Annotated in this window: 13 protein-coding genes; 10 read left to right on the forward strand and 3 right to left on the reverse strand. The window is 36.9% G+C overall.

Annotated elements, in window-relative coordinates; genetic code table 11:
- Positions 1-3: 3 nt before the first annotated feature.
- On the forward strand, positions 4-1,242 hold the full coding sequence (locus ACR1PO_RS05560) for a 3-deoxy-D-manno-octulosonic acid transferase (RefSeq protein WP_433986126.1): 1,239 nt from the start codon (positions 4-6) through the stop codon (positions 1,240-1,242).
- On the opposite strand, the gene ACR1PO_RS05565 is transcribed toward ACR1PO_RS05560, so the two are convergent.
- Genes ACR1PO_RS05565 through ACR1PO_RS05575 form a run of 3 tightly spaced genes read right to left on the reverse strand, consistent with a single transcriptional unit; the run spans position 1,234 to position 3,615 of the window.
- Positions 1,234-1,860: a calponin homology domain-containing protein gene (locus ACR1PO_RS05565; protein ID WP_433986127.1), complete on the reverse strand. Its 627-nt coding sequence runs from the start codon at positions 1,858-1,860 to the stop codon at positions 1,234-1,236. The two genes, ACR1PO_RS05560 and ACR1PO_RS05565, sit on opposite strands and share 9 nt — an antisense overlap.
- Complete coding sequence (locus ACR1PO_RS05570) at positions 1,860-2,615, reverse strand: glycosyltransferase family 2 protein (RefSeq protein ID WP_374465449.1); 756 nt, start codon at positions 2,613-2,615, stop codon at positions 1,860-1,862. Before ACR1PO_RS05570 ends, ACR1PO_RS05565 begins: the two co-directional genes overlap by 1 nt.
- A gap of 22 nt (positions 2,616-2,637) precedes the next feature.
- Positions 2,638-3,615, reverse strand: a complete 978-nt coding sequence (locus tag ACR1PO_RS05575) for an acyltransferase family protein (RefSeq protein WP_433986128.1) — start codon at positions 3,613-3,615, stop codon at positions 2,638-2,640.
- Between the two features lie 199 nt (positions 3,616-3,814).
- Between ACR1PO_RS05575 and ACR1PO_RS05580 the strand changes: the two genes are divergently transcribed.
- The 9 genes from ACR1PO_RS05580 to ACR1PO_RS05620 all read left to right on the forward strand — a co-directional run bounded on the left by ACR1PO_RS05580 (position 3,815) and on the right by ACR1PO_RS05620 (position 13,393).
- Entirely contained in the window at positions 3,815-4,288 is a 474-nt protein-coding gene (locus tag ACR1PO_RS05580; RefSeq protein WP_332385666.1) for a lipocalin-like domain-containing protein, read from the forward strand.
- 183 nt (positions 4,289-4,471) lie between these two features.
- Positions 4,472-7,285, forward strand: coding sequence for a leucine--tRNA ligase (leuS, locus tag ACR1PO_RS05585; protein ID WP_433986129.1), 2,814 nt, complete (start codon positions 4,472-4,474; stop codon positions 7,283-7,285).
- Positions 7,286-7,525: 240 nt separating this feature from the next.
- Entirely contained in the window at positions 7,526-8,389 is an 864-nt protein-coding gene (locus ACR1PO_RS05590) for a MotA/TolQ/ExbB proton channel family protein (RefSeq protein WP_002976280.1), read from the forward strand.
- Positions 8,390-8,451: 62 nt separating this feature from the next.
- On the forward strand, positions 8,452-9,060 hold the full coding sequence (locus ACR1PO_RS05595; protein WP_002976281.1) for an ExbD/TolR family protein: 609 nt from the start codon (positions 8,452-8,454) through the stop codon (positions 9,058-9,060).
- Between the two features lie 11 nt (positions 9,061-9,071).
- Positions 9,072-9,641 carry an ExbD/TolR family protein gene (locus ACR1PO_RS05600; RefSeq protein ID WP_076594931.1) on the forward strand — a complete coding sequence of 190 codons (570 nt, stop codon included), beginning with the start codon at positions 9,072-9,074 and terminating at the stop codon, positions 9,639-9,641.
- A gap of 29 nt (positions 9,642-9,670) precedes the next feature.
- Entirely contained in the window at positions 9,671-10,513 is an 843-nt protein-coding gene (locus tag ACR1PO_RS05605) for an energy transducer TonB (RefSeq protein ID WP_332385668.1), read from the forward strand.
- A gap of 75 nt (positions 10,514-10,588) precedes the next feature.
- A complete protein-coding gene (locus ACR1PO_RS05610; RefSeq protein WP_332385669.1) occupies positions 10,589-10,786 on the forward strand; it encodes a DUF308 domain-containing protein in 198 nt (65 codons plus the stop codon).
- Positions 10,776-11,648, forward strand: a complete 873-nt coding sequence (locus ACR1PO_RS05615) for a PstS family phosphate ABC transporter substrate-binding protein (RefSeq protein WP_433986130.1) — start codon at positions 10,776-10,778, stop codon at positions 11,646-11,648. The genes ACR1PO_RS05610 and ACR1PO_RS05615 overlap by 11 nt, the downstream gene beginning before the upstream one ends.
- Positions 11,649-11,740: 92 nt before the next feature.
- The gene (locus ACR1PO_RS05620) at positions 11,741-13,393 is read left to right on the forward strand and encodes a tetratricopeptide repeat protein (protein ID WP_332385671.1); all 1,653 of its coding nucleotides are present in this window, start codon (positions 11,741-11,743) and stop codon (positions 13,391-13,393) included.
- Positions 13,394-13,459 lie beyond the last annotated feature (66 nt).

Here is a 13,459-nt window from a genome sequence, read left to right on the forward strand (position 1 = left end):
AAAATGGCTTTTTTATACAATCTATTTATCAGTCTGCTGACTTTTGGAATGAAGGTTTTTGCCTTGTTTAATGATAAAACTAAAAAAGGCGTTGAAGGAAGAAAGGAGTCTTTGGCTAAAGTGAAATCTGCATTTTCACAAACAGATAAGGTCATCTGGATGCATGCTGCCAGTTTAGGAGAATATGAACAGGGATTACCTGTTCTGGAAAAGCTTAAGGAGCGTTTTCCGGGCCATAAAGTTTTGGTAACCTTCTTTTCCCCGTCAGGATATGAGAATGTAGTTAAAAAGAAACACATGGCCGAGGTGATCTGTTATCTGCCTTTTGATAAAAAAAGTACTGTTAAAGAGTTTATATCACAGTTTAATACTGAACTATTTTTTACGGTTAAATATGATTACTGGTATAACCTTCTTGCTGAGCTTAAGAATCAGGGGACGAAGGTATATGTAATTTCTGCACTGTTCTATGAAAGACAGTCCTTTTTTACGTCGTATGGAAAATGGTTTGTAAAGCAGCTTCAGAATAATGTAGACTGGTTTTTCCATCAGACTCAGTTTTCCATGGCCCTTGCGAAAAGTGTAGGGTTAATAAAGTCTTCCGTAACGGGAGATACAAGGTTTGACAGGGTAAAACAACTTCGTGAGCGTAACAATCATGTAGACTTTATTTCTGATTTTAAAGGAGAAAGCAAAGCTGTTGTTTTCGGAAGTTCGTGGCAGGCAGAAGAGAAAATAGCAGAAGTGGTTTCCCGTAAAAATAGTGCGGTGAAGCTTATCATAGCACCTCATGACCTGAAAAGGGTAGAGCATCTTAAAAATATATTCCCCGATGCCTTATTGTACAGTGAAATACAAAATTTTCGGTCTTCAACTCTTAATTCTCAGATTCTGATTATAGACAGTATAGGCTTGCTATCAAAATTATATTCATATTCAGATGTGGCTGTTGTGGGAGGAGGATTTCACGACGCAGGGCTTCATAATATTCTGGAAGCGGCAACCTTTGCTGTTCCTGTAGTCTTTGGAAACCATTACAAAAAGAATCCCGAAGCTGATGATCTGATTGCTGTGGACGGCGGGAAGTCTTTTCCAGACGAATATACGGCTGCAGAATTTGTTTTATTTCTTACCAATGAAGATAATAAGGAAGAGCTCACAGAAATGTCCCGGAATGCAGGGAAATTTATAGATGACAAGCCTGATTCTACCAGAATGATTCTCCAGAAAATTTTATCTTAAAAATCCCTGGCTTTTAATTTCTTTCATGATCTGATCGATATTGGAGGGGATTTTGCCGCATTCAAACCAATTGAAATCAAGCCCATTATTAATACACAGCTTTTGCAGGTAGTGATTTTCTAAGATTTTATCTGAAGTTTCACGAAGATATTCATCAATTTCCATCCAGTAATCTTCATCCAGTTTTTTAATTAAAATCAAGGATTTAAATACTTTGTTGATCATATAAATATAAAGCTTGTAAACATTATCAAACCTCTGCCTGCTGAGGTCGCTGTTGTTTTCCAGTACTTTGTTGATAAGAAGAAGATTGAGTGAGACTTCCCCGAATTTGTCAGTGGTGATTTTGACGTGTTCAGTAATTTCAGCGCTTATTTTTCGGATGAGGGTCAGAAAATATTTGGCATTTCCAATATATTTTGAAGCCAGAAGAACCTGTTCTTCCACATATTCTTCCATAGCATTTCTTTTATCATCTGTAGTTTCCGGGTCTATCAGTTCGAAATACAGCTTTTTAGATAACAATTTATCCTTCCTCAGGAGTCTGAAAATGAGTTTGTCTTTCTCGGTACCTGAAAAAGCACTCAGAGCGGCTTTGAACTCTTTTGAATACTCCATTAATTAAAAATTTTCGAATATTTTAGGAATCCGTTTAACGCCCAGTTGGCCGTGTAGTATAATGATTTTAATGTTGAAAATCCCATGAAATCTTTATAGACAAGGTATTGATCTTTGATGATGTTTTTTTTATTTCTGGAAACACTGTTTTCCCGCATTCTGTACTTTGCCAACGTTTTTTTTACAGGCATCCCTTCCGGAATCACCTTTAAAAGATTAAGCCACATCACATGGTCTTCGCGTTTGCTTTTTACAGGGAACAGGAATTTGCCGACTCTTTTGGTATCATACATGGTAGAGACCGGAGCAAGACGGCATGTCTTCAGCAGATTGGAGAAAGTAACTGTTTTGTCAGCCAGAAAGTCTTTCAGAATAGGCTGCAGCTGCTCATTACATCTGGAATAATTACAGTAGACAAGCTCTACATGGTGTTCCTGCATATAACCGGTCATGGTTTCAAGATATTCGGGATACCAATAATCATCAGAATCCAGGAATGCGATATATCTTCCCTGGGCTCTTTCCAGACTGTTGTTCCTTGCATTTCCTGCGCCTCCGTTTTTCTCCAGTACCTGTAGCTTTATTCTGGGATCATTATATTTTCTGATGATCTCAACAGTATTATCTTTAGAAAGATCATCAGTGATCAGCCATTCCCAGTTTTCGTAGGTTTGGTTAAGGACAGACTGTATGGTTTCCTCGATAAATTCTGCAGAATTATAACAGGGAGTAATAATGGAGACAAGATCTTTCATTTATGCTTTTTGAATTGTAAAATTATAAAAATCTTTTTTCATAAAGATGCCAGGAAGCAATTCCTACCCCGATTACTACCAACATGCATACCAATCCCATGAAATAAGGATTATAGCTGGCAAAAAGCCCCAATGCTGCAAATACCCTGATAATAGGGAAGTGGAATATATAAATGCCGTAAGTGAAATCTCCGTACTTTCCAAAATTGTTCAGGAACTTAAAAGAATAAGCAATATACAGAACAATAATACTGATCATCATTGGAGAGAATAGTTTTATTTTAAAAATAAGATCTATCCAAACAGTCATTATCGCAATAATGAATAATGCATTTTTATGTTTGATAAACTTATCAAAATTAAAGTAGATCAGCATTCCGCCGATAAAATAACATAATGATCCCGGTAATTGTCTCGAAAGGGCAGCTTTTCCGGCCATTTCAAAATAATTGAGATAAATCAGTGAGAGAAAATACAATACAATCAGGCTGGTATTCCGGTATTTGTTATTTTTTCCAAACAATAAAAACATCAGCGGAACAGCAATATAAAAGCACATTTCTATTTTAAGGGTCCACAATGCTCCGTTTACCGCCTGGTTTCCGAATACTCCGGGAAGCCATGGTGCTTTAAAATTCATGAAAATTGAATTCCAGAATAGGTATTTATAAACCTGTGTGTTGCCAAAATATTCAGAAAAAGGTAAAGTGCTGACCAGGCTTAATAATGTTGCACATAGGAATACAACTAATAAATAGGCAGGAACAATTCTGTTAAACCTCTTTTTGGCGTAACTTTTCAAACTGGAAGATCTTTCATAGCTTCTTGCAATAAGAAATCCACTCACAATGAAAAACGAAAAAACGGCTACTTCTACCGGGCTGTATGTTAAAATGGCGAGCTGATCGGAACCACTTAATGCTCCCAGGTGTCCTACAAAGACGATGAAAGCAAGGAGAACGCGTATGAAGTCAAAATTGTTTTTCGTAATGTCCTGCATTTGTATTTTCTTTCTTACAAAAATAACTTTTTTAATAAAATGAATGGTGCCCCATTATTCATTATTTGTTAAATAAAGGGAAAATTGCATCTGAGTGTTTTAAAATATATATAAATAAAGCCCGATGAAATAATTTTTCATAAAAAATAGTAATATAAATCAAAAAAATTATAATTTTAGCGCTTGAAAAAATTGATCTATGAAGAAATTAGCATTACTATTTGCAGGTTTGTCTTTGTTTGCAGCTACAGGATGTAGTGATAATAATGATACTGTTCTGGAAGCTCCTCTGGTTGGGACCTGGCAACCATTAAAAGAAGTAGTTACTACTGTGGAGACCGGCGAGGATCCGGTTTCTAACACAATTACTTATACTGACTGTCAGAAACAGACCAGATGGTGGTTCAGCGCTGACTCCAAGGGAGGGAAAACAAACTGGGGAGATACTGCTACACCTGGTCAGTGTGCTATTCTTTCAGAGATAAAATTCAACTATACCTATAATAAAGAAGGAAAAGATGTTCAGATGAAAATTCAGGGAATCGTAGAGCCGCAGAATGCAAAGATTATTACTTTGAATGAAACAACGCTTAACCTTGCAGTAAGAGAGGAGACTCAGGATCCTAAAATATTCCAGACAAGAACATATACCTTCAAGAGAGTTACTCAATAATAGTATATACTTCAGGATATAAAACAGATCTCATCTCCGGATGGGATTTTTTTGTTGAAGCCGGAATTGCAATTCATCATAAATTAAATTTCTATTTCCTTTAAAATCATTATTTTTGTGATTCTTGTAAAAAAGGGAAAAATAATTCAATATTTAAAGTCTAACATATAACATCTATATAAAGTGTTTTACGATCATCAGCAGATAGAAAAAAAGTGGCAGAAATACTGGGAGGATAATCAAACCTATAAAACCTCTAATAACACAGATAAACCTAAGTTTTATGTACTCGATATGTTTCCGTACCCATCAGGAGCAGGACTTCACGTAGGTCACCCGCTGGGATATATTGCATCGGATATCTATGCGAGATATAAAAGACATCAGGGGTTTAATGTGCTTCACCCGGTAGGATATGACAGCTTTGGTCTTCCTGCTGAACAGTATGCTATCCAGACAGGACAGCATCCGGCAATTACTACAGAACAGAATATCAACAGATATGAGGAGCAGTTAAGAAAAATAGGTTTTTCATTTGACTGGAGCAGAGAAGTAAGAACTTCAGATGCGTCTTATTATAAATGGACACAATGGATTTTCATCCAGCTGTACCATTCCTGGTATAATAAAAATACTGACAAGGCAGAAGCTATTGATTCTTTAATTCAGCATTTTGAAGAAAAAGGAACAGAAGGTTTAAATGCAAATCAGAACGACGAATTAAACTTCACAGCAGAAGAATGGAAGAATGCTTCCGATCTTGATAAAGAAGATATCTTATTGAACTATCGTCTTGCTTACAGAGCAGAGACTACCGTAAACTGGTGCCCGGCGTTAGGAACAGTACTGGCAAACGATGAGGTAAAAGATGGGAAATCCGAAAGAGGAGGATTCCCGGTTTTCCAAAAGAAAATGATGCAGTGGAGTATGAGAATTTCTGCATATTCTGAAAGACTGTTACAGGGATTAAATACTTTAGACTGGCCTCAGCCATTGAAAGATTCCCAGGAATACTGGATTGGAAAATCTCAGGGAGCGCAGGTTCAGTTTCAGGTAGAAGGTCATGACGAGATTGTTGAGGTATTTACAACAAGACCTGATACCATCTTCGGAGCAACCTTTATGGTATTGGCTCCTGAAAACCCTTTAGTGGAAACGATTACTACTGATGCTCAAAAAGCCGAAGTAGACACTTATATTGAAGAAACTTCCAAAAAAACGGAGAGAGACAGAATGTCTGACGTTAAAAACGTCAGCGGAGCTTTCACCGGAAGTTATGCGATCAATCCGTTCAGCAATGAAAAAATGCCGATCTATATTTCAGACTATGTATTGATGGGATATGGAACAGGTGCGGTAATGGCCGTTCCTGCACATGATGAGCGTGATCACAGATTTGCCAAGAAGTTTAATCTTGAAATTAAAAAAGTTGTAGAGACTGAAGAGGATGTTCAGGAGAAATCTTTTGATTCTAAAGATTCCGTTTGTGTAAACTCTGATTTCTTAAACGGATTACATTATAATGATGCGAAAGCAAAAATAATTTCCGAGATCGAAACCAGAGGAATAGGTCATGGAACAACGAATTACAGACAGCGTGACGCTATTTTCTCAAGACAGCGTTATTGGGGAGAACCTGTTCCTATATATTATAAGGATGGAATGCCATATACGTTGCCAGCTTCTGCCTTACCTTTGGAGCTTCCTGAGGTTGAAAAATATTTACCAACAGAAGATGGAGATCCGCCATTAGGAAATGCAAAAGAATTTGCATGGGATGAAGCCAATCAGAAAGTAGTTGCTACAGACTTAATAGATGATAAAACTGTTTTCCCTTTAGAATTATCTACAATGCCAGGCTGGGCAGGAAGCTCCTGGTACTTCCTTAGATATATGGATCCGCAGAATGACGGGGAATTCTGTGCAAAGAACCTTTCAGACTACTGGGGACAGGTAGACCTATATATAGGAGGAAGCGAACACGCAACCGGACACTTGCTGTATTCCCGTTTCTGGAATATGTTCTTAAAAGACAGAGGGTGGATCAGCCATGATGAACCGTTCCAGAAACTGATCAACCAGGGGATGATCTTAGGAATGAGCGCATTTGTGTACAGAATTGACGGTACAAATCAATATGTATCCAAAAATCTGGCTAAAGATTATAAGACTCAGCAGATCCATGTAGATGTATCCTTATTAAAAGGAACCTCTGATGAATTGGATACAGAAGCTTTCAAGGCATGGAGACCGGATTATGCTGATGCAGAATTTATTCTGGAAGATGGAAAATACATCACAGACCGTGAAGTAGAAAAAATGTCCAAGTCTAAATATAATGTAGTAAACCCTGATGACATCTGTGAAGAATATGGTGCGGATGGTTTAAGATTATATGAAATGTTCTTAGGACCATTGGAGCAATCCAAGCCTTGGAATACACAAGGGCTTAGCGGAGTATACGGTTTCCTTAAAAAATTCTGGAACCTTTATTTCAATGGAGAGGTATTTGAAGTTTCAGACGAAGAACCTACAAAAGCGGAATATAAAGTTTTACATACCTTAATAAAGAAGGTCGTATATGATATTGAAAACTTCTCTTTCAATACATCCGTATCATCATTTATGATTGCTGTAAACGAACTTCAGAAAATAAAATGTAATAAACGCAATATTTTGGAACCGTTAGCCGTTATCATTTCTCCTTATGCTCCTCATATCTGTGAAGAACTGTGGAATTTATTAGGACATGATACTTCGATAGAATTTGAGAAATTCCCGGTATTGAATGAGGATTATCTTGTTGAAGACGAAATTGAGTATCCGGTAAGCGTAAATGGCAAAATGAAGTTCAAAATTTCACTTTCAGCTCAATTATCTGCCAAGGAGGTGGAAGATTTGGTGATTTCGAACGAGAAAATGCAACAGATTTTGGAGGGTAAAACCCCTAAAAAAATCATTGTAGTCCCTCACCGTATTGTGAATATCGTAATTTAAAAAAAAATTAACATTGGGAAATTAAAAAAAATGGGAGTCTAATTTTTTTGATTTTTTAATTGAAATGTTAAATTTGGAAAAAATAAATAAAATAATTTAAAATAATTATTATTTCGAAATCGTATTAAAATTTCTTTATCAAAAAAAAGCAAAATGTTTAATTAAGACTCTTGCATTTTAATTAATTTTGCCTTTAATTTACACCCTGTAAAATTTTAAAACAATATAATTTAGTTAAATATGGAAATGAATGTTTCAAAAAATGATGAGCAAGTAGTTGCTAGAAAGGCAGGAGGTTTAAATCCAGCTGTTATTATTCCTATTCTATTTGCTATAGGAGTATGTATTTATTTATTCGTTCTTGGTAGCCCAGGAAACTTTAAAGATGCAGACAAACTAGGAAGTGGATCTGTAGCTTTTTCAAGTGTTGAAGGAAAAGACATTCACCCAGAATCGTTTTTAGGTATTATCTACAAAGGAGGGGTTATCGTACCAATCTTGATTACTTTCATGATTACTGTAATCGTTTTCTCTTTTGAAAGATATTTCGTTCTTGGTAAAGCAGCTGGAAAAGGAAACTTAGACAACTTCGTTGTTCAGGTAAGAAGCTTACTAAACCAAAACAAAATCGACGAAGCTATCGAAGAGTGTGACAGACAACAAGGTTCTGTTGGTAACGTAGTAAAAGAAGGTCTTACTACTTATAAAGCACTTGCTCACGATACTACATTAAATAAGGAGCAGAAAATGGTAGCACTTAACAAAGCTATCGAAGAAGCTACTACTCTTGAGATGCCAATGCTTGAGAAAAACATGATGATCCTTTCTACTTTAGGTACAGTTGCAACGTTAGTAGCACTACTAGGAACGGTAATCGGGATGATCAAGGCGTTCTTCGCATTAGGTTCAGGAGGTGGTACTCCGGATGCTGCTGCTCTATCTACAGGTATCTCTGAAGCCTTGATCAACACGGCATTAGGTATTGGTACTTCAGCAATCGCTATTATCCTTTACAACTTCTTTACATCTAAAATTGACGGATTAACTTACAAGATCGATGAGATCTCTATGAGTATCCAACAATCTTTCGCTGAATTCAACTAAGAAATTAGCAAGATATTTGCATTAGCAATTAAAAGAAGTTTAATTAAAAATATTTTATAATAATGGCGAGAGTCAAACCAAAAAGACATGGAGTAATTACGGACATGACTGCAATGTGTGACGTTGCGTTCCTACTCCTTACGTTCTTTATCTTGACCACTCAGTTTAAAAAACCTGACGTGGAGCAGATCAAACCGCCATCTTCAATTTCGGAAAAATTGCTTCCTGATGCTAGTTTAATGACTATCAATGCTACTCCGGACGGAAAATTCTATTTCCAGCCAGTAGAAAACGCATCAGAAAGAGTTGCTCTTTTGGATAAAATGGGACAAAAGTATGGAATTACTTTTAACAACAATCAAAAGGCTGCTTTCCAGAAAGTTCAGGCAATCGGTGTTCCAATGAACCAGCTTAAAGGCTACTTGGATATGTCTGAAGATGAGCAGAAAAATTATAAGAGTCCTACAGGAATTCCTATGGACAGTACAAATAAGCAATTAATTGATTGGGTAAAAGAAAGTTTGAGCGTTAATCCTGACTACAAGTTAGCAATTAAAGGTGACGTTACTACTCAATACCCTAAAGTGAAAAGCTTATTTGAAGGTTTAAGAGATATTGATTTTCTTAAATTTTGGTTGATTACATCACAAGAAGGTAAACCTAACGAATAATATCGATAGAAATGGCAGAAGTACAAGTACAAGAAAAAGGCGGCAAGGGCGGCAAGGTCCGTTCCAAGAAGCAGAGTACCAGAGTCGATATGACTCCGATGGTGGACTTGGGTTTTCTATTGATTACCTTCTTTATGTTCACAACTACGTTCAGTAAACCGAATGTTATGGATTTGGGTCTTCCGGCTAAACCGAAAGATGAAAAACAAAAACCACCTCCAACAGAAATTAAACTTTCTAACTCAATTTCTATCTTATTAGGAAAAAATAACAGAGTTTTCTGGCACCAGCAGGATGCTACATCCTTGAATGACCAGACACTTATGGAAACTACCCTTGATAGAGAAGGAATCAGAAAAGTAATTCAGCAGGCAAAATCTAGAGCTGCAGATCAAACGAAATTTACCGTGATCATTAAGCCGACTGACGATGCTGTATATAAGAACTTTGTTGATATTCTTGACGAAATGGCAATTACCAAGAGTGAGCAGTACGGTGTTACTGATATCAAGCCTTGGGAGAAAGCTGTGTATGAGAAAAAAGTAGGAGGTGCTGCTGCACCGGCTGCTGCGACAAAGTAATTTAACCATAAAATTGTTATATCTAATCTATGGCAGATGAAAATGTATACGGTCAGAATCTTACTTTAGACGAAATCGTATTTGAAAATAGAAACAAGGAATATGGTGCCTATGATCTTAGACATCAGTATCCGAGACTTTTAACAAAGTCTTTTATCATCGGAACAGCTTTATTCCTTTTGGCAGCTTTGTCTCCGTTCATCTATCTTACGATTAAAAATCTTACAGCTCCGCCTAAGCAGGAAGTAAAGGCAGATCTAGTAGATATTATCGAAGAAGATCCGATTATCGAGCAGCCTAAAGAAGAAGAACCACCTCCACCACCTCCACCTCCAAAAGAAGAGGAGAAAATTGAGGTTATTCAGAACGTGGTTCCTGAGCCTGTAAAAGCTCCGAAAATTGAAACTCCACCACCACCGATTTCTAAGCAGTTGGAAACGACAACTGGTTTACAGAATCAGGAGGGGGTAAAAGCTCCGGCTTATACGCCACCACCGCCGCCACCATCTACAGGTACTAAAGCAAGTACAGTAGAAGTAAAAGCGAACAACCCTAACGAGATCTATAAAGATGTTGACCAGTCTGCAGAATATCCTGGAGGTATGGGAGCATTAAGAAAGTTCCTGGGTGATAACTTCGATACTTCCCTGATGGAAGGAGGTGAAGGAACACTTAAAGCTAAGCTTAAGTTCGTTGTAGAAAAAGACGGAACTGTATCAAACGTTACTATTGAGGAGAAATCTCCAAATGGTGACTTCAACAATGAAGCTGTACGTGTAGTTAAGAAACTTAAAAAATGGACTCCTGCGAAGAGAAACGGGGAGAGCGTTAGATCTTACTATAGTGTACCATTTACTATGAACTTTGAATAAGACTTATTTATTCAAAATATAAATAAAAAGAGAGGCATATGCTTCTCTTTTTATTTTTTTTGGTATTTTTGTTACATGATGTTCAATTGGTTATCCCTGGTTACGGGATTGTTTTATATCGTTTTAGGAATTGTAGTGATTGTCTACAAATTCTTCTTTACTATTTTAGAACCTGCTGTTGCCTATGCATTAGGAATAGTACTGGTTATTTATGGTATTTTCAGAATTTACAGGGCGATCTCAAGAATTAAACAATCGAGAAATGAAGAATAGTTTCAAGCTTGCAGTAATTTTTGCTTTGAGCATAATGCTGGCAGGCTGCAAAAAGGAGAAAAATGCTCCTTCCTATCACAAAGGTGATCTCACAATTTTTACTGACGAATCCTTTCAAAGCGTTACAGAAGCATTAGCTGAAGGCTATATGATCAACTACCCTGAAACCCACATCAAAGTAGAAACCAAGAAGGAAGATTTAGGGCTTCTCGATCTTTTAAAAGGAAGTGCTAAAGTGGTGGTAATGTCCAGAAATCTTACTCCCGAAGAAATAAAAACATACGAGGAAAGAACAGATTTAAAGTTTCTTCCCGCCAGATTCGCTGCAGATGCAGTCGTTTTTGTTGTGCCTAAAGATTCTCCGAAAGAAAGTATTTCTATGGATGAAATCAATAACGGGCTGATGTCTGATAAAAAAGAATTTATCTTTGACGGAACCAATTCAAGTAATCTGAATTTTGTTGCTGAAAAATTTAAAAAACAGCCAAAAGACCTGAAATTTTCCATTATTCCCGGAAATCAGAAGATTATTGAGGAACTGGGAAAGTATCCGGATAAAATAGGCGTTATTGGCCTTAATACTTTTAGCCGTCCTTATGATAAAACTTCGGAAAGATTAAGAGAGATGGTAAAGGTTCTTCCTGTAGTAGACAAAGGAAAATCATATAACGCAGATTTTGATGGACTCCGTACTATGGAATATCCGTTTACAAGAGTACTTTACTTTCTGATTAACGAAGGTAATTTTAATATCGCCAATGGATTTATAAGATTTTCATGTACCCATTTGGGGCAGAAAATTGTACAGAAAGAAGGTTTGCAGCCTTATAATCTGTATAAGAGAGAAGTGCAGATGCGTTAAAAAAAATTAAATTCACAATTTATTCCCACTAAAAATAAGGATTTGGTCTGAAAATTGTGTAGAATATAACTCAATTATTTAGAAAATATAAAATGAAAGATATAATGAATATGAATGTAAAGAAGATTGCTTTTGGAGCAGCCGTGGTATTTTTTACCGGTTTCGCCTCTGCACAGACACTGCAGGATGGTATCAACAGTATAGACAGTGATAAATTTGCACAGGCAAAAACAAACTTCACTGAAATGATCGCTAAAGAGCCTACAGCTGAAAACTACTTCTATTTAGGAAATACTTTCTTAAGACAAGGAGAGCCGGATTATGCTAAAGCAACTGAGAATTTCAACAAGGGATTAGCTGCTGACGGTAAAAGCTATCTTAATAAAATTGGTTTAGCCGCTGTTAAATTAGGAAAGGGTGATAAAAATGCCGTTGCTGAAATTCAGAAAGTAGTAACTGATTCAAAAGAAAAAGATGCTGAAGTATTATTCAGAGCTGCAGAAGCTTTAACTTTATTCGAAAAGAACAGTTCCCCTGATCTTGCTATTCAGTACCTTAATAAAGCTATTGAAAAAGCTGAGAAAAAAGGAGTTCCTGCACATTATTATTATACATTAGGAGACGCTTACAGACTGAAAAGATCTCCGGGAGAGGCTATGTCAGCTTACGACAAAGCGTTACCTGTAGCTAAAAATAAAGCTTCCGTTTACACGAGAATGGCTACATTATGGATGGCTGCACAGGTATGGCAAAAAGCGAAAGAGAGCGTTGATAAAGCAATTGCAGTAGACCCTACTTATGCTCCGGCATACAAAGCACTGGCTGGTTATGATATCAGATACCAACAAAATGCAAAAGCTACACAAGACCTTATCAACTATACAAAATATGCTGATGAGGATCCATATACTCAATTAGAAATTGCTAAATTATACTTCACAAATGAAGACTACGCAAACTCTAAAATGGTGTTGGACAAGATATTTGATAAAATTGACGATCCTATTAAGTTCAAGCTAAGAGCTTACAACGCATATGCAGACAGAAACTATGCAGATGCCAAGCAAAATATGGATACTTTTGTTTCTCAGGCTGAGAAGACAAGAATATTGCCTGCTGACCAAGGTTTACAGGGACTTATTGCTGCTGGTTTAGCAAAAGATGAAAAAGATGCTGCTAAAAAATCTGCTCTAATGGCTGAAGCTCAGCAAAAAGTGGGTATTGCAAAAGCGGCTAAGGATGAAACAATGAAGTGGGATCTTGAATTGGCTAATATCGCAGGTGGTGGAGGTGCTTCTCAGGCAGAAGCTGACAAAGGACCTACTAACCCTACAATTGAAGCGTTGAAAAAGCAGGTTGCTGCAAACAGCCAGGACTCTGATGCTTTATTTAAGCTGGCAACGGCTTACCAGGATGCTAAAAACTGGAACGGAGCCATCCTTACATGGCAGAAAATGTCTGCTCTTCTTCCAGACTGGGCGCCGGCATATTACAGCCAGGGATATTCTTACCAGCAGGCAGGAAACAATGAAGCAGCAAAATTGGCTTATGAGAAATTTATCAGTACAGTAAAACCTGCTGATCAGGAAGCTAACAAGCAGACCCTTGCTTACGCCTACTTCGCAGTGGCGTACATGAGTAAAGATTCTGATATTGCAAAAGCAAAAGATTATGTTGCTAAGTCTTTACAGTTAGATCCTACTTACCAGGATGCTGTAAAATTAAATGCAGAAATCAACAAGTAATTTAAAATTTAAATTATAGATATTAAAACTTCCCATTCGTAATGTTTGGGAAGTTTTTATTTTAAA

The organism is Chryseobacterium amylolyticum (genome assembly GCF_051011775.1).
In the GTDB taxonomy this organism is placed as follows: domain Bacteria; phylum Bacteroidota; class Bacteroidia; order Flavobacteriales; family Weeksellaceae; genus Chryseobacterium.

What these genes read in the sequence shown, in the direction of transcription:
- ACR1PO_RS05580 (WP_332385666.1), top strand. Translation starts at nt 3,815, where the DNA reads ATGAAGAAATTAGCATTACTATTTGCAGGTTTGTCTTTGTTTGCAGCT.
- ACR1PO_RS05605 (WP_332385668.1), top strand. Translation starts at nt 9,671, where the DNA reads ATGGCAGATGAAAATGTATACGGTCAGAATCTTACTTTAGACGAAATC.
- ACR1PO_RS05620 (WP_332385671.1), top strand. Translation starts at nt 11,741, where the DNA reads ATGAAAGATATAATGAATATGAATGTAAAGAAGATTGCTTTTGGAGCA.
- ACR1PO_RS05575 (WP_433986128.1), bottom strand. Translation starts at nt 3,615, where the DNA reads ATGCAGGACATTACGAAAAACAATTTTGACTTCATACGCGTTCTCCTT.
- ACR1PO_RS05565 (WP_433986127.1), bottom strand. Translation starts at nt 1,860, where the DNA reads ATGGAGTATTCAAAAGAGTTCAAAGCCGCTCTGAGTGCTTTTTCAGGT.
- ACR1PO_RS05560 (WP_433986126.1), top strand. Translation starts at nt 4, where the DNA reads ATGGCTTTTTTATACAATCTATTTATCAGTCTGCTGACTTTTGGAATG.
- ACR1PO_RS05610 (WP_332385669.1), top strand. Translation starts at nt 10,589, where the DNA reads ATGATGTTCAATTGGTTATCCCTGGTTACGGGATTGTTTTATATCGTT.
- ACR1PO_RS05595 (WP_002976281.1), top strand. Translation starts at nt 8,452, where the DNA reads ATGGCGAGAGTCAAACCAAAAAGACATGGAGTAATTACGGACATGACT.
- ACR1PO_RS05615 (WP_433986130.1), top strand. Translation starts at nt 10,776, where the DNA reads ATGAAGAATAGTTTCAAGCTTGCAGTAATTTTTGCTTTGAGCATAATG.
- ACR1PO_RS05600 (WP_076594931.1), top strand. Translation starts at nt 9,072, where the DNA reads ATGGCAGAAGTACAAGTACAAGAAAAAGGCGGCAAGGGCGGCAAGGTC.
- ACR1PO_RS05590 (WP_002976280.1), top strand. Translation starts at nt 7,526, where the DNA reads ATGGAAATGAATGTTTCAAAAAATGATGAGCAAGTAGTTGCTAGAAAG.
- ACR1PO_RS05570 (WP_374465449.1), bottom strand. Translation starts at nt 2,615, where the DNA reads ATGAAAGATCTTGTCTCCATTATTACTCCCTGTTATAATTCTGCAGAA.